Genomic DNA, 19,601 nt, shown 5'->3' with positions numbered 1-19,601 from the left:
CCCCGGCCCGGGCCCCGCCCGCCCCCCCCCCCCCGGGGCCCGGGCCGGCCCCCCCCCCCGGGGCCCCCCCCCCGGGGCCCGGGGGCGTGCGGCCGGGCGGGCCGTCGGAGCCGGACGGGGTGGGGTCCGGCTCCTGGAACCGCTAGCGGCGGGCGGCGCGCCCGCGGCGGTACAGCAGTGCCCCGCCCACGAGCAGGCTCGCACCGGCGGCCGAGGCGGCCAGCACGCTGTCACTGCCGGTCTCGGCCAGGTGGGGCGGCTCCTCGCCGGGGGCCGGGGGCGGCGTGTGGGTCTCGTGCGTGGGCGGGGTGTGCGTACGGTCGGGCGGGGACAGCGGTGTCTCGGGCTCGTCGCCGGGCTCGTCCGGCGTGTGGCCGTTGCCGCAGTCGTTGCCGTAGGCGGAGTTGAGCAACCCGATCACGTTGACGGAGTTGCCGCACGCGTTCACCGGCGCGTGGACGGGGAGCTGGATGAGGTTCCCGGACAGCACGCCGGGTGAGCCCTCGGCGACTCCCTCCGCGTACGCGCCGCCGTCGGAGCGCTCCCGCGAGGTGCCGGAGGCCTGGTGGTCGGACCTGTCGTCCTGGTACGAACCGTTGACGCACGTGTTGCCGGAGGCCTCGTTGAGCGCCCCGACCACGTTGACGGAGTTGCCGCACGCGTTCACCGGCGCGTGGACGGGCACCTGGACGTTGTTCCCGGACGCCACGCCGGGAGAGCCCTCGGCGACTCCCTCCGCGTACGCGCCGCCGCCACCGTCTGAGTGGTCCTGCGAGGTGCCGGAGGCCTGGTGGTCGGACCTGTCGTCCTGGTACGAACCGTTGACGCACGTGTTGCCAAACGCCGCGTTGAGCGCGGAGGCCGCACCGACGGTGTTGCCGCACGCGTTCACCGGCACCTCGATGGGTGCCTGGACGTTGTTCCCCGACAGCACGCCGGGAGAGTTCGTGGCGGCTCCCTCCGCGTGGGTGTCAGCGAGGGCGGGGGCGCCGTACAGCGAGAGAATGCCCGTGGCGGCGGCCGCCGCGAACGCTCCCCTGCTCAAGGTCTGTCGCAATGTCGTGGTCTTCCTGCTTGAAGAGGTGGAAAGCCGGCCCGGGCACGGAGATCGACGTCCGAAGCCGGCCTTGGCGGAGCCGGGAGGCCGGCGCGTCGGACGCCACAGCGTGCTATGCGTCGGGAAGAACACCCGGAGGCCCGACGGCGGCGGTCCCGGCGTCGACAGCGGCCCCCGTGTCCGGCCCTCGGCCCGCAGGCGGGAGTGCCTGCGGGACAAGCCCGTGCAACCGCGGACGGAGCAGCACAGCGCGTTCCTTTCTCGTGGCGTCGCGTGCCCTACTGCTTCATCAACCCGACGCACGCGAAACAGTTGCGCAGATTCACCCGGTTGGCCCCGCAGGCGGACCGGTCCGGCCCTCGCCCGCCCCTCGGACGTACAGCTTTTCGATCTCCTGTGCGTACGCCGCCTGCGCCGCCTGGCGTTTGACCTTGAGGGACGGGGTCAGCAGTCCGTTCTCCTCGGTGAACTCGCCCTCGACGAGGGTGAAGGCGCGGATCGACTCGGCGCGGGAGACGGCCTCGTTGGCGTAGTCGACGGCCTTCTGGACGTCGGCGCGCATCCGCGGGTCCTCGATCACCTCGGACAGGGGGGTGCCGGCGGGCATGTCGCGTACCGCCAGCCAGTGCCCGACCGCTTCCAGGTCGAGGGTGACGAGTGCGGCGACGTAGGGGCGGTTGTCGCCGACGACCAGGCACTGGCCGACGGGCGGGCGGCTGCGCAGGCGGTCCTCCAGGACTGCCGGGGAGACGTTCTTGCCGCCGGAGGTGACGAGGATGTCCTTCTTGCGGCCGGTGATGGTGAGATAGCCGTCCTCGTCGAGGGAGCCGAGGTCGCCGGTGGCGAACCAGCCGTCGTCGAGCACCTCGGCGGTGGCGGCCGGGTCGTTCCGGTAGGCCTCGAAGACGATGCCGCCCCGGACGAGGACCTCGCCGTCGTCGGCGATGCGGACGGCGGTGCCGGGGACCGGCAGGCCGACCGTGCCGGGGCGGGGGGCGAGCGGCGGGACGAGGGTGGCGGCGGCGGTGGTCTCGGTCAGGCCGTAGCCCTCGTAGACGAGGATGCCGGCCGCGTAGAAGAAGAGGTTGAGGTCGCGTTCCAGCGGGGAGCCGCCGCTGATGGCGTAGCGCACCCGGCCGCCGAGTTCCTTGCGCACGCGCCGGTAGACCAGCAGGTCGTACAGCGCCCAGGCGGCGTACAGGCCGGGACCGGGGCCCTTGCCGCGGCCCAGGAACCGGTCGAGGTGGGCCGCGCCGAAGCGGACGGCGGTGCGGTGGGCGCGTTCGAAGGAGGCGCCGCGGCCGAGTTTCTCGGCGGTGGCGCGGCCGGTGTCGTGGATCTTCTCGAAGAGGTAGGGGACGCCGACGAGGAAGGTCGGGCGGAACTGCTTGAGGGCGGGCCGCAGTTCGGCGGGTCTGATGCTCGGCCAGTGGCCGGTCTCGATGCGGCCGATCAGGCAGGCGATCTGCAGGGTGCGGCCGAGGATGTGGGCGAGCGGCAGGAAGAGCAGGGTCGAGGCGGTCTGGTCGGTGACCTCCTTGAACACGGGGTGGAGGAGTTCGACGGTGTTGGCGGCCTCGGCGAGCAGGTTGGCGTGGGTGAGGACGCAGCCCTTGGGGCGACCGGTGGTGCCGGAGGTGTAGCAGATCGTCGCGGTGGTGCCGGGGGTGAGCGCGGTGCGGCGTTCGGTGATCTCCGCGTCGGGGACGTCCCGGCCGAGGGCGGTGAGGCGGGCGAGGGCGTCAGCGTCGAGTTCCCAGGTGCGCGGCGGTTCGGGCAGGGCGGCGGTGGCGGCGGTGACGGTGGCGGTGTTCTGCCCGGTCTCCGTGACGACGAACCGGGTGCCGGAGTCGCGGACGATCCATTCGACCTGGTCCGCGGAGGACGTGGGGTAGACCGGGACGCTCTGGCCGCCGGCGGACCAGATCGCGAAGTCCAGGACCGCCCATTCGTAGCGGGTGCGGGACATCACCGCGACCCGGTCGCCGGGCAGGAGACCGGCCGCGACGAGGCCCTTGGCCACGGCGGTGACCTCCTGCGCGAAGGACGCCGCCGTGACGGCGTGCCAGGTGCCGTGCCGCTCGCGGCGCAGGACGACGTCGTCGGGGGCCTCGGCCGCGTTGGTGAAGGGGATGTCGGCGGTGCTGCCGGTGGCCGGCGGCGGGGCGAGGACCTCCGTACGGACCTCGCGCACGACGCCGTGCTCGTCCCTGGTGGTCCCGGTTCTGGTGCGGGCGGTCAGGTCGGTACGTCGTTTCGCCCGTTTCAGGTCCTTGCGTACACCCATGACGGCTCCCGGTCGCGGCTGATGCGGTCGTACTGGTGCTGCCCCGCTTACTTACTTCGAAGTAAACTTACCGGTGCGTAAGAACGAGTCAACGGGGTGGGCCCGCCCGAGCGGGCCGGGCGGGCCCTGCGGAGGTGTGGCCCCGTCAGTAGAGGCGGTCGGCGGTACGGATCGCCTCGGCCAGGTCGCGGAGGTCCTCGTCCTCGGTGCGGTCGGCCAGGCCGGCCGCGTGGCCGGCGAGTTCGTCCAGGCGCGGGGCGCCGGGCAGGGCTCGGTGGCGGCGGCCGTCCGTGCGCAGGGCGTCGGCGAAGTAGGCGGCGGTGGCGGTGACCGTGAGGCCGCGGGCGCCGGTCCAGACGGAGTCGCCGAGGTCGCCGGCCTCCAGGTCGCCGCTCTCCTCGTGCGGGGCGCGGGAGTCGGGGTCGAGCCAGCGGACGGTGGCCGTGGCGAGGTGGCCGTCGGAGGCGCCGGGCCGGGTGCGGACCGCGTACAGGGCGGTGACGGTGTGGCCGGGGCCGACCTCGCCGCCGTCCACGTCGTCGTCGCGGAAGTCCTCGTCGGCGACCCGGCGGTTGTCGTAGCCGACGAGGCGGAACTCGGCGACCGTCCCGGGGTCGAAGGCGACCTGGGCCTTCGCGTCCCGGGCGGTCAGTTCGACGGTGCGCGGCAGCTGTTCGCTGAAGACCTCGCGGGCCTCCTCCGCGTCGGACACGTACACCGTGTGGCCGTCGCCCTTGTCGGCGAGGCGTTCCATGAGGGCGTCGCCGTAGTCGCTGCCGACGCCGACGCCGACGAGGGTGATGCCGTGTTCGCGGCGGGACTCCCCGATGCGTTCGAGGATCGTGTCGGCGTCGGTGTCACCGGTGTTGGCGAGCGCGTCGGAGACCAGGACGACCCGGTTGGTGGCGCCCCTGCGCAGCCCTTCGACGGCGGTCTCGTAGCCGGTCTCGACGCCCGCACCGAGGTTGGTGGACAGGGCGGGCTCCAGGCGGTCGACGGCGTCGTGGATCTCGCCCCGGTTGCCGTCGAGGCGGGTCATCGGCAGGACGGTCTCGGCCTCGTCGCTGAAGGCGACGAGCGCGACCGAGTCCTCGTCGCGCAGCCGGTCCGTCATGGTGGCCAGGGATTCCCGGGCGAGGTCCAGGCGGCCCGGTTCGCCCATGGAGCCGGAGACGTCGACGACGAAGGTGAGGGCGGCGGGCGGGCGGTCCTCGCCCGGCCCGGCGGACCGGGTGGCGAGGCCGACACGGACCAGGGACCAGTCGTCCTCGTCGGTGCGGGCGCCGTCGACGGTGACCGTGAAGCCGTCGCCGTCCGGGCGTTCGTAGTCCTGCCGGAAGCTGTTGACGAACTCCTCGGGCCGGACCGTCGACGGGTCGGGCAGCCTGCCCTCGGAGAGGGTGCGCCGGGCGTAGCCGTACGAGGCGGTGTCGACGTCGAGGGCGAAGGTGGACAGGTGGTCGGGGACGGGCGCGATGTCCCGGCGCCCGTCCTGCTCCCCCTCGCGCTGCCGGTCGGCGCCGCGGGTGCCGTCGGGCGCGGGGGGCGGGGCCGCGTCACCGCCCCGGCCGCCGATGCCTCCCCCGGGCCCGCCTCCGCCCTCGTACGAGGAGTCGGACGCCTTGCCGCCGTCCCCGTTCCCGCCGCCGCACGCGGTGAGCAGCAGGCCGCTCGCCGCCGTGAGCGCGACCAGCGCGGCACGGAGGCGGCGGGTCCCCCGGGAGGTCCGGTGGCGGGTCCGGGCCTCGTCCTGTCGTGTCGCCCCTGTCCCGTTCGGTGTCCGGTCCGTCGTGTGCTTCATCGTCCGTTCCCCCTCGTGCCGTTGGCGTCGACTTCTCGACTGTGACGCCGGGGCCGGGCGGAACGTGCACCACGGGGCGTTGCGGATGGGTCTCGAAGCGGGCACGGAACGCGCCCGCCGAGACCGGTGGGTGATCCTCCGCCGACCTGAGCCCGACCTAGGAGACCACGTCCTTGCGGGCGAAGCCGCGGAAGGCCAGCGCGAACAGGACGAGCGCGTACGTCACCGAGACCGCGGTGCCCTGGATCATGCCGGACCACTGCGGGGCCGGCTGGACGGCGTCGGCCCAGGCGTACTGCCAGTGCGCGGGCAGGAAGTGGCGCCAGTCGCCGAGGGCGGTCACCTGGTCCAGGACGTTGCCGACGATGGTCAGGCCGACCGCGCCGCCGACCGCGCCCAGCGGGGCGTCGGTGCGCGTCGACAGCCAGAACGCGAGCCCGGCGGTGACCAGCTGGGACACGAAGATGTACGCCACGACCACCACGAGCCGCTGGGCCGCCGTGGCGGGGTCCAGCGAGCCGCCGGTGGGGATCTGCAGCGGGCCCCAGCCGTAGGCGGCCGTGCCGACGAGCAGTGCGACCACCGGCAGCAGCACCATCGCGGCGAGGCTGAGCCCGAGACCGACGACGAGCTTGGACCACAGCAGCCGCATCCGCGGCACCGGAGCGGCGAGCAGATAGCGCAGCGAGGACCAGCCGGCCTCCGAGGCGACCGTGTCCCCGCAGAACAGGGCCACGGGGATGACCAGCAGGAAGCCCGCGGAGACGAACAGGTTCACGGCGGCGAAGTTGGCGCCGGACGCGGTGGCCGTGTCCATCAGGGTCACCCGGCCCTCGCGGCCCTCCGGCTCGCCGCCGACGGCGAAGGCGACGGCCAGCACGAACGGCAGGGCGGCCAGGATCGCGCCCATGACGATCGTGCGGCGGCGCTTGAGCTGCCGCACGAGTTCGACGCGCAGCGGCAGCGTGCGGCCCGCGCGGTAGCCGTCGGCGACCTCCACCGGCCCGCCGGCCGGCTGCCCGGTTCCGGCGGGCCCGGTCCGTTCGTCGAGCGCGCTCATGCGGAACCTCCGATCATCGTGAGGAAGGCGTCTTCGAGGCGGCGGTTCGGCCCGACCGACGCCACCGGCACTTCCAGCCGCACCAGTTCGGCGACCAGCCGCGGGGCGGTGCCGTCGGCGTCGAGGCGGACCAGCAGCCCGTCGTCGGTGAGGACCGCCGAGGCGACGCCCGGCAGGGCGGCCACCTTCCCGGCGAGCGGCTCGTCCACGGGGGACCCGGTGCCGACGAGCAGGGTGTCGCCGGAGCCGATGATCTCCTGCACCGGCCCGGCCCGGACCAGCCGTCCGCGGTCCATGACGACGAGGTGGGTACAGGACTGCTCGACCTCGGAGAGCAGGTGGCTGGAGACGATCACGGTGCGTCCTGCGGCCGCGTACCGGATCATCACCTCGCGCATCTCGCGGATCTGGGGCGGGTCGAGGCCGTTGGTCGGTTCGTCCAGGATGAGCAGGTCCGGCAGGCCGAGCATGGCCTGCGCGATGGCGAGTCGCTGGCGCATGCCCTGGGAGTAGGTGCGCACGGCGCGGGCGAGGGCGTCGCCGAGGCCCGCGATCTCCAGGGCCTCCTCGATGCGGGAGTCCTCCGCCGGGCGGCCGGTGGCCTGCCAGTACAGCTCCAGGTTCTCCCGGCCGGACAGGTGCGGGAGGAAGCCCGCGCCCTCGACGAAGGCGCCGACCCGGGAGAGCACCGGCGCGCCGGGCCGGATGGCGTGACCGAAGACGCGGATCTCGCCGCCGTCGGGCTTGATCAGCCCCATCAGCATGCGCAGGGTGGTGGTCTTGCCCGCGCCGTTCGGCCCGAGCAGGCCGAGGACCTGGCCCCTCTCCACCCGGAACGACAGGTCCCGTACGGCGTACCGGTCGGCGGAGCGGGCGTAGCGCTTGCCGAGGCCGGTGATCTGCAGCGGGACGCCGGCGAGTTCGGGATCGGGGGGCGTGGCCGTCGTACGGCGGCGGCCGCTCAGCACCAGGGCGAGGGCGACGACGGCCGAGGCGAGCGGGAGCCACCACACCCAGGAGGGCAGCGGGGCCGCCGCGGTGTCCACCTGGGGCGCGGTGGGCACGGCGAGGTCGCTCTTCAGGGAGACGGTGTACGTGGCCGGGGCGGCCGGGGAGGCGTAACCGAGGTCGGTGGAGGCGAGGACCAGCCGCAGGCGGTGGCCCTGCTGGACCTCGTGGTCGACGGCCGGGAACGTGACGGTGACGTCCTTGCCCGCCTTGGCGTCCTCCACCCGGACCGGCGCGACCAGCTGGGAGGGCAGCACCTGCTGCCGGCCGTCCGGGCCGACGTCGTACACCTTGCCGAAGAGGACGGCGTCGTCGCTGGTCGACTTCACGTGCACGGTGGCGGTCGGCGAGCCGGTGATCCGCAGGTCGCCGGTGAGCGGGGCGGACTCGAAGCGGGCGTACTGGCCGGGGAAGTCCAGGGAGACACCGACGCCGAGGGACGACAGCCGGGAGAGGCCGCCGGCGCCGCCGAGGCCGGGCAGGGCGGAGACGGCGGGCGGACTGGCGCCGGCCGGATTGGCGAGGCTCTGCTCGCGCCCGGTGAGCGGGAAGGTCTTCCCCCCGCCGGTCAGGCCCGGGTAGCGGTCCGCGCTCGCGCCGTTCAGTACGGCCTGTCCGTCGGTGGAGTCGATGCCCCCGGTGCGGCTGACGCGGAAGGCGGGGCCGGTGTCGGCGCCCTCGTCGCCCTTCAGGTAGCGGTCGAACCAGGCCCGGGTCCGGGCGCGGAGGCGCTCCCCCTCCGGGTCGCCGCCGTCGTGCCCGCCGGCGATCCAGTCGACGTCGACCGGAGCGCCGTTCGCACGGATCGCCTGCGCGGCGGCGTCGGCGTGGCCGAGCGGGAACAGGGAGTCGGACTGGCCCTGCATCAGCAGGGTCGGCACGTCGATGCGGTCGGCGACGGCGGACGGGGAGCGCTCCTTCAGGAGCTCGACGGCCTGGGCGTCCGGGGTGCCGGACTCGGCGACCCGCTCGTACATCCGGCACAGCTCGGGCTCGAACTTCTCGCATCCGCCGCCGGAGTTGACGAAGATGCCCGCCCACAGCTTCTTGAACACGCCGTCCGGGAACAGCGCTTCGGAGAGGTCGAAGTAGGTGATCGCCGGGGCGATGGCGTCCACCCGGTCGTCGTGCCCGGCGGTGAGCAGCGCGATGGCGCCGCCGTAGGAGCCGCCGGCCATGCCGAGGCGCGGGTCGCCGTCCCCGTCCAGCTCGACCTCGGGCTGCTCGGCGAGCCAGTCGATGAGCCGGGAGACGTCGGCGACCTCGCCGTTCGGGTCGTTCAGCCCGATCTTCCCGGTGGACTCGCCGAAGCTGCGCGCGGACCAGGTGAGCACCGCGTACCCCTCGCGCGCGAGCTCCTCGGCCTGCTGCCGTACGTCGTTCTTGCTGCCGCCGAAGCCGTGCCCGAGCAGGACGGCGGGACGGCGGCCGGCCGGGCCGGCGGTGAAGTACGAGGTGTCGATGCGCACCTCGTCGGCCACCGTCATGACGCGGTCGGCCCGGTCCACCGGGGGCGCGTCCTCGGAGGCGACGGCGGTCCAGGTGCCGGCCCCGGCGAGCACGACGACGGCGGCCACGGCCGCGACGGTCCGTCGCGGACGCCATGACCTGGGCCATCGCGGTCCGGGCAGTCGAAGATCCATGCGTCAACGGTACGGGGTCGGTCTGTCGGCCCGATGCCGACCGCAGACCGACCCCGCCACCTCCTCCGGGCGTACGCACCCGCTGCCCCGTACCGCGTCCGTGGTACGCGCACGCGCCGCGCACACCCCGGGAGCACCCATGTCGGTGGCGGACGGGAAACCTCCGGCGCGGGGCCGTAGCGGGCGGGGAGTCGTCGCCGCACTTCGCTCCTGCCAAAGCGAAGCGGCCACCCGCGCCGGAGGTGATCGGTGCCGGGGCCGTCAGGGCACCCCGGGGTACGGAGGCCGGCGGCGGCGTTCGTGGCTCGTCGTTGTCGTCCCCGCACGGCTCTCCCACGGTTTCTAGTCGTGGAAGCGAAGCCCTGTCAATGTTTTGTCCGGACATTCGGACGAGATCTTGACCGTAAGTCCCCGGAACGGGCACGCACGCACCCGGCGCCCGCTCACCCGGCACGGACGGGTGAGCCGACGGAGCCCGGCCGCGGGGCGGGTCAACCCGCCCCGCCGAGGGGCCGGCACGCACCTTTGCATCACGTGTGTCACAAACATCCCGCTCGTGTCGCACATGTCCCGCGTACGCGGTTTTTCCGTCACGCCCGGCGCACAACGGGGCTCCGCACCCGTAGGGCGTCGTTCACCGGGCAGAACGCCTGGTGATCGCCAGCGCAGCACCCGGCTTCCCCTGACGGCCGATCCCTGGCCGCCTCCGTGGTGCTCGCGGGGAGGTACGACGCATGACCGACCGACGTCTGTGGTCCTACAAGGACATCGCGGCGCACATCAAGGTGCAGCCGGACACCGTCCGCTCCTACCGCAAGCACGGCCTGCTGCCCCCGCCCGACCACGTGGAGAGCGGCAAGCCGTACTGGTACGCGGACACGGTGCGCCGCTGGGTGGCCTCCCGGCCGGGCAACCGGCCCCGCCGCTGAGCCCCGTCCCACCACCCGCGACCACGGCTGTGCCCCACCGCGCAGGTGGGGCACAGCCGTTCAGTCGTTCCGGTCGCCCCTGTCACCCGGTGCGGTCACACGGTCGTGCGGGCCGGCTCGGTTGCGGACCGGGACCCGGGCTCGGGCTCGGGCTCGGCCCTTCCGGCCCCGGTCCCGGCCCCACCGGCTCCCGGCGCGGACTCGCCCTCGCTGAGCCCGAACCGCTCGTGGAACCGGCGCAGCGGGCCCGGCGCCCACCAGGTCGCCCGGCCGGTGAGCCGCATGACCGAGGGGACCAGGAGACTGCGGATGATCATCGCGTCCATCAGCACGGCCAGCGCGATGCCCAGGCCGAGCATCTTGGTGTTGGTCACCCGCGAGGTGCCGATCGCGACCATGACCACCGCCAGGATGACGGCCGCCGCGGTGATCAGCCCTCCCGTGCGCTGCAGGCCGTGCCGGACGGCCTGCTCGTGGTCGCCGGTGAGGTCGTGCTCCTCCTTGATCCGGGAGAGCAGGAACACGCCGTAGTCCATGGAGAGGCCGAAGGCCACGCAGAACATGATGACCGGGAGGGTCGTCTCGATGGAGCCGGGGCTGGTGAAGCCGAGCAGGCCGGAGAGATGGCCGTCCTGGAAGACCCAGACCATGGCGCCGAACATGGCGGTCAGGCTCAGCGCGTTGAGCAGCACCGCCTGGACGGGTATCAGCACGCTGCCGGTGAGCAGGAACACCAGGAACAGGGTGACGATGACGATGAAGAGGGCCGCCATCGGCAGGCGCTCGGCTATGGCGTCCTTGGAGTCGACGAGCACGGCCGCCGCGCCCGTCACGCTGGTGTCGAACGGGGCGTCCACCGCACGCAGATCGCCCACCAGGCGCTGGGCGGGGTCGTCGACGGCCTCGCCCCTGGGCAGCACCGTGAAGTACGCGGCGTCGCCCTTCACCAGCGGCCCCTCGACCCGCACCACCTCGGGAAGTCCGGCGACGCGCTCCTTGTAGGCCGCGTACTGGGCCTCGGTGGCACGGCCCTCGGCGAGCACTTCGAGGCCGCCGCCGGGGCTGCCCGGGAAGCCCTCGCGGATGTGGTCCTGGACCACACGGGACTGGGCGGTGGACGGCAGCTGGCGGTCGTCGGCGGTGCCGAACTTCACGCCCAGGAAGGGCAGTCCGAGCAGGACCAGTACGGCCGTGGTGCCCAGGGCGAAGAACGGCGCCCGGCGCATCACCAGCGTCGCCATGCGCCCCCAGGCGGCGCCTTCCTCGCCGGGCGCCTTCGCGGGCCGCTCGCGGCGCAGCAGGCGGCGCAGGTCCAGGGCGTCGACGCGGTGGCCGAGGACCATCAGCGCGGCGGGGAGCAGAATGAGTGCCGCCGCCGCGGCCAGCAGCACCACGGCGATGCCGGCGTAGGCGAAGGACTGCAGGAAGTACTGCGGGAAGAGCAGCATCGCCGCCAGGGACACCGCGACCGTGAGGGCGGAGAAGAGCACCGTGCGCCCGGCCGTGCGCAGGGTGGTGCCGATGGCGGTGAGGGGTTCGGCGCCGGCGGACAGCTCCTCGCGGAAGCGGCGGACGATGAAGAGCGCGTAGTCGATGGCCAGGCCGAGGCCGAGCGCGGTGGTGAGGTTCATCGCGAACACCGACACCTCGGTGAACTCGGTGAGCCCGCGCAGGATCGCGTTGGCGCCGAGGATCGCGACGATGCCGATGCCGAGCGGCAGCAGGGCCGCGACGGCGCTGCCGAACACCATCACCAGCAGCACGAGCGTCACCGGCAGGGCGATCAGCTCGGCCCGCAGCAGGTCCTCCTGGATGATCGTCTGCATCTCGTGCCGCACGGCGACCGGGCCGCCGACGCCGACCTCCACCAGGCCCTGTTCGCCACGGAACAGGGGGGTTATGCGGTCCAGGGTCTCGCCCATGGCCGTCTCGTCACCCGTGATGCGGGCGGCGATCAGCGCCTCGCGCCCGTCCTCGGCGCGCAGGGCGGGTGAGCGGGTCTGCCAGTAGGAGCCGACGCCGGTGATCCCCTCCTCGTCGGCCAGGCGCTCGGTGAGCCGTGCGGCCTCGGCGGCGACGGCCGGGTCGTCGACCGAGGCGTCGCCCGCGTCGACGAGCAGCAGGAGGTTGGGCTGGGAGTCGGGGAACTCCCGCTCGATGGCCCGGGTCGCGTAGGTGGACTCCGCGCCCGGGTCCTCCCAGCCGCCGCTGCTCATGCGGTCGGCGACGCCGCTGCCGGCCAGCACGGCCAGCACGGTGAGCACCAGCGCCGCCAGCAGGGCGAGCCGCGGCCGGGCGGTCACGAACCGGGTCCAGCCTCCGACGCGTGGTGGCTCGTTGACTTCGGTCATCCTGCGGTGTCCCCTTTTTACCGTGGAACCGTGCGCCGGCCCTGCCCCGGCGGCTGCTCCGTGCGTCCCGCTCGTGCACCTTGGCGGCCCGGGGCCTCGCAGTCCGCGAAGACGTGGATACGCGGGCAGGCGGCATGGCTGTGCCGTTGCCATAAACTGGCAAACACGAGAGGTCGCTCGTGTTTCACCAGAATGCGAGCACCCGCTCGCGTTTGTCAATCGCTGTGGAAAACGCGCGCGGAAACACCTGCGGAAGTCTTCGCGCGGCGAGGAGACGGGGAACACGTGCCAGAGAGGACCGACATGGAGCAGGCAGCCGACGAGCGGCCCCGCCGCAGACAGGCCCGCGGCGAGCGGCGCATCGCCCAGTTGCTCGAGGCGGCCGCCTCCGTCTTCTGCACCACCGGGTACACGGCGGCCAGCACCAACGCCATCGCCCGCAAGGCCGGCGTCTCCCCCGGCACCCTGTACCAGTTCTTCCCGAACAAGGAAGCGATCGCGGTCGAGCTGAGCGACCGGCTGATGCACGAGATGCGGGAGACGTACGGGACGGCCCTGCGGCCGATCGCCCCCGAGACCCCCCTGGAGGAGGCCATCGCGGCGGCCGTCGACCGCTTCGTCGACTTCAACTGCCGCCACCCGGTCTTCTTCACCCTGATGCACGGGCCCGACGTCCCCGGCGCCATGGCGCAGGAGCACGACGCCCTGCACGCCGCCCTGGTCGACCGGGTCGAGGCGCTGCTCACCCCGTTCCTGCCCGACGCCCGCACCGGGGAGATCACCCGTAGGTCCCGGATGTGCGTGGCCATCTACAAGGGCGGCCTGGAGCTGATCCTCGCCCACGAGGGCGCCGAACGTGAGGCCTACGTCCAGGAACTGAAGGACGCCCTGTTCCGCTACCTCGACCCACTGGTCGTGGATTAATACCCCCTAGGGGTATAGTCTGGCCATGGAGGCCCCGGCCCCCGCGGGCCCCCTCGACCCCCTACGTCTCGACGAGGAGCAACGACATGACCGCCCAGACCGACACCCAGGGCTCCGTCACCGCCGTCTACAAGGTGAGCGGCATGAGCTGCGGCCACTGCGAAGGCGCCGTCTCCGGCGAGATCTCCGGGATCCCCGGCGTCGGCTCGGTGAAGGCCGTCGCCGCCACCGGCGAGGTCACCGTCGTCTCCGACGCCCCGCTCGACGAGGAGGCCGTCCGCGCCGCCGTCGACGAGGCCGGCTTCGAGCTCGTCGGCCCCGCCTGACGCCGGCGCGCCCCCTCCGCCTCCGTCGCCGCCCTCAGCCCGCGGCCACACTCGTTTCACTGAGGTCTCGACCGACCTCACCCCCTGGAGTCCGGTACGACATTTCACATAAGCTCTTCACAACGCTCGCGCATCATCCCTACGCTTGGGACGCGTCGGCAGTTCAGGCGCCTTGCGCACCTGCCGGACACATGCAAGAGACGCAGATCACAGTGACGTGAACGTAACCATCGAAGGGGTTCGAAGGTCTAAGTTGGCGATGTCGGGAAGCGTCTTGGGGGGCGCGACCTGGCATCCGGGAATGTCTTGGGGGACTTTCCCGGAGCTGCGTTGCCGGGGCACGTACGTCGGAGAGCTTTGAGCGGCCCTCCCGACGGTGCGCGTCCCGGCAGACCGCACGAGTGCCGTGGGCTCCGCCCACCGTGCTCACCGGACAGCGATTCAGGCGCTGATCTTCACAGACGCCCGGCCGGATCCCGTGGGGGGAATCCGCACCGGGACATGGGAAGGCGCCCTGACGTCGGCCCGTGGGGGGACCGGCGCAGGGCGCCTTCTGCTTTTCGACGAGGCACGCGTCGGCACACCGGCCCGCCCGTCCCCGGCCCGGCCGACCGAAGACGGATGGCACGCCCCTCGAGGTGAGGTGGACGTGCCATCCGCCGTTGTGCCCGTGTCGCGGCTCGCGCGTTCGGTCAGCGCTCCTCGACCGGGACGAAGTCGCGCTCCACCACGCCCGTGTAGATCTGGCGCGGGCGGCCGATGCGGGAGCCCGGCTCCTTGATCATCTCGTGCCACTGGGCGATCCAGCCCGGCAGGCGGCCGAGGGCGAACAGGACCGTGAACATCTCGGTCGGGAAGCCCATGGCCCGGTAGATCAGGCCGGTGTAGAAGTCCACGTTCGGGTAGAGGCTGCGCGAGACGAAGTAGTCGTCGGAGAGCGCGTGCTCCTCCAGCTTGAGCGCGATGTCCAGCAGCTCGTCGGACTTGCCGAGGGCGGACAGCACGTCGTGCGCGGCGGCCTTGATGATCTTGGCGCGCGGGTCGAAGTTCTTGTAGACCCGGTGGCCGAAGCCCATCAGGCGGACGCCGTCCTCCTTGTTCTTCACCTTGCGGATGAAGGAGTCGACATCGCCGCCGTCGGCCTGGATGCCCTCGAGCATCTCCAGCACCGACTGGTTGGCGCCACCGTGCAGCGGGCCCCACAGGGCGGAGATGCCGGCGGAGATCGAGGCGAACATGTTCGCCTGCGAGGAACCCACCAGGCGCACCGTGGAGGTCGAACAGTTCTGCTCGTGGTCCGCGTGCAGGATGAGCAGCTTGTCCAGGGCGGAGACCACGACCGGGTCGAGCTCGTAGTCCTGGGCCGGGACCGAGAAGGTCATGCGCAGGAAGTTCTCGACGTAGCCGAGGTCGTTGCGCGGGTAGACGAACGGGTGGCCGATCGACTTCTTGTACGCGTAGGCCGCGATCGTCGGAAGCTTGGCGAGCAGCCGGATCGTGGAGAGGTTGCGCTGACGCTCGTCGAACGGGTTGTGGCTGTCCTGGTAGAACGTCGACAGCGCCGAGACCACCGACGACAGCATGGCCATCGGATGGGCGTCGCGCGGGAAGCCCCGGTAGAAGTTCTTGACGTCCTCGTGCAGCAGGGTGTGCTGCGTGATCTCGTTCTGGAACGCGGTGAGCTCGTCGACGGTCGGCAGCTCGCCGTTGATCAGCAGGTAGGCGACCTCCAGGAAGGAGGAGCGCTCGGCCAGCTGCTCGATGGGGTACCCGCGGTAACGGAGGATGCCTCCCTCGCCGTCCAGGTACGTGATCGCGGATTTGTATGCGGCGGTGTTGCCGTAGCCGCTGTCCAGCGTCACCAGGCCGGTCTGGGCTCGGAGCTTCCCGATGTCGAAGCCCTTGTCACCGACCGTACTGTCGATCACCGGGTAGGTGTACTCGCCGTCGCCGTACCGCAGTACTACAGAGTTGTCGCTCACGTCTTCCCTCACCGACGTAGTGCCTCACCTTCGAGGTGCCCTGACTGTCTCTACCATCCCCCACTTGGCTCAGGAGAGTGCACTCGGGGTCGACCATCGGGCCTATTGGCGGCACTGAGTGCCGCCAACTTGCCCATCCTGCCTCTTGCGTTCCGCTTGCGGAAGGCCTCTGTGACGTTCCCGACCCATTTGATCGATCATTTTTCTTCCGGGGGTGGGGCGGCGGGCGGCAACAACGGCGGTTCAGGCGCCCGCGAGCCGGAAGTCGAGCGCCGTGCAGCGCCTGCCGGCCGAGACCGTGCGTACCGCCTGTCCGATCGCCCTGCGGGAGCCGACGAGGACGACCAGCCGCTTGGCGCGGGTCACCGCCGTGTAGAGCAGGTTGCGCTGCAGCATCATCCAGGCTCCCGTGGTCACCGGGATGACGACGGCCGGGTACTCGCTGCCCTGGGAGCGGTGGATGGTCACCGCGTAGGCGTGGGCCAGCTCGTCCAGTTCGTCGAACTCGTACGGCACCTCCTCGTCCTCGTCCGTCAGCACCGTCAGCCGCTGGTCGACCGGGTCGAGTGAGGTGACCACGCCGACGGTGCCGTTGAAGACCCCGTTCGCGCCCTTCTCGTAATTGTTGCGGATCTGGGTGACCTTGTCGCCGACGCGGAAGACCCGGCCGCCGAACCGCTTCTCGGGCAGGTCGGGGCGGCCCGGGGTGACGGCCTGCTGGAGCAGGCCGTTCAGCGTGCCCGCACCGGCCGGGCCGCGGTGCATGGGGGCCAGGACCTGGACGTCCCGGCGCGGGTCGAGCCCGAACTTCGCCGGGATGCGCCGGGCCGCCACGTCCACGGTGAGCCGGCCGGCCTCCTCCGTGTCGTCCTCGACGAAGAGGAAGAAGTCCTTCATGCCGTCGGTGAGCGGGTGCTGGCCGGCGTTGATCCGGTGCGCGTTGGTCACCACGCCCGACTGCTGCGCCTGACGGAAGACGCGGGTGAGGCGGACGGCGGGGACGGGGCTGCCGTCGGCCAGCAGGTCCCGGAGCACTTCGCCCGCGCCGACGCTGGGGAGCTGGTCGACGTCGCCCACGAAGAGCAGGTGGGCGCCGGGGGCCACGGCCTTGACCAGCTTGTTGGCCAGGAGCAGGTCCAGCATGGACGCCTCGTCGACCACCACCAGGTCGGCGTCCAGCGGACGGTCCCGGTCGTAGGCCGCGTCACCGCCGGGCTTGAGCTCCAGCAGGCGGTGGACGGTGGAGGCCTCGGCGCCGGTCAGCTCGGCCAGGCGCTTGGCGGCGCGGCCGGTCGGGGCCGCGAGCACCACCTTGGCCTTCCTGGCGCGGGCCAGCTCCACGATCGAGCGGACGGTGAAGGACTTGCCGCAGCCGGGGCCTCCGGTGAGGACCGCGACCTTCTCGGTGAGCGCCAGCTTCACGGCGGCCTCCTGCTCGGGGGCGAGGTCGGCCCCGGTACGCCCCTTCAGCCAGGTCAGCGCCTTGTCCCAGGCCACGTCCCGGAAGCCCGGCATCCGGTCGTCCCCGGTGCGCAGGAGGCGCAGCAGCTGTGCGGAGAGGGCCAGTTCGGCACGGTGGAACGGGACGAGGTAGACGGCGGTGACCGGGTCGCCGCCCTCCGGGCCGGGGACCTTCTCGCGTACGACCCCGGGGTCCTCACCCTCCTCCGGCTCGGCGGCCAGCTCGGCGAGGCACTCGATGACGAGCCCGGTGTCCACCTGGAGCAGTTTCACCGCGTCGGCGATCAGCTTCTCCTCGGGCAGATAGCAGTGGCCCTGGTCGGTGGCCTGCGACAGCGCGTACTGCAGGCCTGCCTTGACCCTGTCGGGGCTGTCGTGCGGGATGCCGACGGACTGGGCGATCTTGTCGGCGGTGAGGAAGCCGATGCCCCAGACGTCGGACGCCAGCCGGTACGGCTGGTTCTTCACCACGGAGATCGAGGCGTCCCCGTACTTCTTGTAGATGCGCACGGCGATGGAGGTGGACACCTCGACGGTCTGGAGGAAGAGCATGACCTCCTTGATCGCCTTCTGTTCCTCCCAGGCGTCGGCGATCTTCTTGGTCCGCTTGGGCCCGAGGCCGGGGACCTCGATGAGCCGCTTGGGCTCCTCCTCGATGACGGTCAGGGTGTCCAGGCCGAAGTGCTGCGTGATGCGGTCGGCGAAGACCGGCCCGATGCCCTTGACCAGCCCGGAACCGAGGTAGCGCCGGATGCCCTGGACGGTGGCCGGGAGCAGCGTCGTGTAGTTCTCGACGTGGAACTGCTTCCCGTACTGCGGGTGCGACCCCCAGCGGCCCTCCATCCGCAGTGACTCCCCGACCTGCGCGCCGAGCAGCGCCCCGACGACCGTGAGCAGGTCGCCGGCGCCCCTGCCGGTGTCGACGCGGGCGACCGTGTAGCCGTTCTCCTCGTTGGAGTACGTGATGCGCTCCAGCACGCCTTCGAGGGTGGCGAGACGCCGCTCGCCCGAGGCCGCTGCGGACTGGTTGGACATGGTCCGACGGTACCGGTGGGGTGTGACAGGGCGCCGGGGCGTCCGGTTTCAGCGCCGGGAATCCGCTTTGAGCGCTTGGGGGAAGGGGGTGAGGGTCCCCGGCGGGACGGTGAGGGCCGGGGCCTGTTCCCTCACGCGGGTGAACCGAGTTCATGTGAGGACGTGAGAAATCATCTCATCTGGCTCGGTGGGCTGCCGGACATGGCAGGGATCGTTGAGCGGCCGGTGCCGGGCGAGTTGCGGGAATTGTTCCAGCGGGTGGTGCCGGAGCCGCCCGCACGTCCCCGGGGCGGCGGCCGGCGCCGGCACGGCGACCGCGAGGTGCTGGCCGCGAGCGTGTTCGTGGTGACGTCGGGATGCACCTGGCGCGGAGCTGGTGTCCAGCGCCGTACGGCACACCGAGGGCCCCGCCCTGCGCGTGCGCTGGTCGCCGCCGGGGACGCTGCGGATCGGGGCGTGGGACGCGGACCCCGGACCGCCCGAGCCGCCCGAGCCGCCGGTGCCGTTCGAGCGGCGGCGGAGCGGGAGGAGGGCCGGGGTCCGGCCCCGGCGCGCGCCTGCTCCGACATGGGGGGGGGTGGGGCCCGCCGGCCGGAGAGGGCGACCGGGCAAGTACGTGTGGTGCGAACGGGCCGCCGACCGAGCGGGAGTTGAGGAACAGGAGTGTGGGGCCCGGCAGTCCTCGCAGAGCCGATGGCACCCACCGGCCGACTGCCGGATGTGCGCGCATGCGAGCAGGACGTTCACAGCACGAGGCCGAGCGCTCACAGGTGAACCACCGGACCGCCCGGCAGGCCCGCGGGGCGGCAGCAGGAGCGGACGACCCGTCGGCCTCGGCGAACGGGCCTGCGCCCTCCACGGCACCGTCGTCGCCGCTTCGAGCCGGCGCCGGCGCCGGCTCTGCTCGTACTCCGCGACCGGCCAGGAGCTGTCCGGTCGGTCGTTGAGGGCGGTCGGGTGGCTCCCGGAGACCGGTCTTCCTCCCGTGCCGGCAGTGTTGTGACCGTCGCGTTCCGGTCAAGTGTCCAGCCTGGCTGGTTCAATCCGTTCGGAAGGGCCTCAATGACGGCCAGTCGGTGAGGGGGCGCGGCTCTTGGAGGCGGCCCTTGCCGGAGCGGTCGCCCGCGGTGTGGACGAGCAGGTACTGGTCGCCGGAGAAGACCCAGAAGCGATGGTCGTCACCGGGAACCGGCAGGACCGCGTCGATCCTGTTCGTGAAGCGGTCCAGGCCGCCGAACGTCTTGCGCCACTGCGCGATCGGGGCAGGCCCGCTCACCCGCCGCGCCGACGCCGGGTCCGCACCCACCTCGGCGACCATGTACTCGCCGCCGGAGAAGAACCAGAACCTGCCCTGCACGCCCGGAACCGGCATCACCGCATCCACACGCTGCGAGAAGCCCGGGGCCTCGCCGATGCTGTTGCTCCAGTCGGTGAGGGGGCGCGGCTCTTGGAGGCGGCCCTTGCCGGAGCGGTCGCCCGCGGTGTGGACGAGCAGGTACTGGTCGCCGGAGAAGACCCAGAAGCGATGGTCGTCACCGGGAACCGGCAGGACCGCGTCGATCCTGTTCGTGAAGCGGTCCAGGCCGCCGAACGTCTTGCGCCACTGCGCGATCGGGGCAGGCCCGCTCACCCGCCGCGCCGACGCCGGGTCCGCACCCACCTCGGCGACCATGTACTCGCCGCCGGAGAAGAACCAGAACCTGCCCTGCACGCCCGGAACCGGCATCACCGCATCCA

At 72.4% G+C, this 19,601-nt stretch carries 12 protein-coding genes; 3 read left to right on the top strand and 9 right to left on the bottom strand.

Going from position 1 to position 19,601, the window contains the following annotated elements; genetic code table 11:
• Positions 1–142: 142 nt before the first annotated feature.
• From ORI94_RS35390 to ORI94_RS29570, 5 genes are all read right to left on the bottom strand, one after another.
• Positions 143–1,045 (bottom strand): chaplin, encoded by a 903-nt coding sequence (locus ORI94_RS35390; protein ID WP_323056100.1) that lies wholly within the window; start codon positions 1,043–1,045, stop codon positions 143–145.
• Positions 1,046–1,379: 334 nt separating this feature from the next.
• Positions 1,380–3,344, bottom strand: a complete 1,965-nt coding sequence (locus ORI94_RS29585) for an AMP-dependent synthetase/ligase (protein WP_266081388.1) — start codon at positions 3,342–3,344, stop codon at positions 1,380–1,382.
• A 145-nt stretch (positions 3,345–3,489) separates the two neighbouring features.
• Positions 3,490–5,145, bottom strand: coding sequence for a vWA domain-containing protein (locus tag ORI94_RS29580; protein WP_266081386.1), 1,656 nt, complete (start codon positions 5,143–5,145; stop codon positions 3,490–3,492).
• A 157-nt stretch (positions 5,146–5,302) separates the two neighbouring features.
• On the bottom strand, positions 5,303–6,205 hold the full coding sequence (locus ORI94_RS29575; protein ID WP_266081384.1) for an ABC transporter permease: 903 nt from the start codon (positions 6,203–6,205) through the stop codon (positions 5,303–5,305).
• Positions 6,202–8,856 (bottom strand): alpha/beta fold hydrolase, encoded by a 2,655-nt coding sequence (locus ORI94_RS29570; protein ID WP_266081382.1) that lies wholly within the window; start codon positions 8,854–8,856, stop codon positions 6,202–6,204. Before ORI94_RS29570 ends, ORI94_RS29575 begins: the two co-directional genes overlap by 4 nt.
• Positions 8,857–9,590: 734 nt before the next feature.
• On the opposite strand from ORI94_RS29570, the gene ORI94_RS29565 reads away from it, so the two are divergent.
• Positions 9,591–9,785 (top strand): helix-turn-helix transcriptional regulator, encoded by a 195-nt coding sequence (locus tag ORI94_RS29565; protein WP_042170865.1) that lies wholly within the window; start codon positions 9,591–9,593, stop codon positions 9,783–9,785.
• A 95-nt stretch (positions 9,786–9,880) separates the two neighbouring features.
• On the opposite strand, the gene ORI94_RS29560 is transcribed toward ORI94_RS29565, so the two are convergent.
• On the bottom strand, positions 9,881–12,136 hold the full coding sequence (locus tag ORI94_RS29560) for an MMPL family transporter (RefSeq protein ID WP_266081379.1): 2,256 nt from the start codon (positions 12,134–12,136) through the stop codon (positions 9,881–9,883).
• Positions 12,137–12,439: 303 nt separating this feature from the next.
• On the opposite strand from ORI94_RS29560, the gene ORI94_RS29555 reads away from it, so the two are divergent.
• Both ORI94_RS29555 and ORI94_RS29550 read left to right on the top strand, forming a co-directional pair.
• A complete protein-coding gene (locus ORI94_RS29555) occupies positions 12,440–13,060 on the top strand; it encodes a TetR/AcrR family transcriptional regulator (protein ID WP_266081502.1) in 621 nt (206 codons plus the stop codon).
• Between the two features lie 86 nt (positions 13,061–13,146).
• Positions 13,147–13,386 carry a heavy-metal-associated domain-containing protein gene (locus ORI94_RS29550; protein WP_266081377.1) on the top strand — a complete coding sequence of 80 codons (240 nt, stop codon included), beginning with the start codon at positions 13,147–13,149 and terminating at the stop codon, positions 13,384–13,386.
• A gap of 692 nt (positions 13,387–14,078) precedes the next feature.
• Here the strand turns inward: ORI94_RS29550 and ORI94_RS29545 are convergent.
• The 3 genes from ORI94_RS29545 to ORI94_RS29525 all read right to left on the bottom strand — a co-directional run.
• A complete protein-coding gene (locus ORI94_RS29545) occupies positions 14,079–15,368 on the bottom strand; it encodes a citrate synthase (protein ID WP_266081375.1) in 1,290 nt (429 codons plus the stop codon).
• Positions 15,369–15,611: 243 nt separating this feature from the next.
• Positions 15,612–17,864 (bottom strand): ATP-dependent RecD-like DNA helicase, encoded by a 2,253-nt coding sequence (locus tag ORI94_RS29540; protein ID WP_266081373.1) that lies wholly within the window; start codon positions 17,862–17,864, stop codon positions 15,612–15,614.
• A 1,039-nt stretch (positions 17,865–18,903) separates the two neighbouring features.
• On the bottom strand, positions 18,904–19,601 hold a 698-nt coding region (locus tag ORI94_RS29525), incomplete at its 5' end, for a hypothetical protein (RefSeq protein WP_266081371.1).

The sequence above is a fragment of the Streptomyces sp. NEAU-W12 genome (assembly GCF_026242095.1).
Classification (GTDB): Bacteria; Actinomycetota; Actinomycetes; order Streptomycetales; family Streptomycetaceae; genus Streptomyces.
This window is presented reverse-complemented; position numbering and strand designations above follow the sequence as displayed.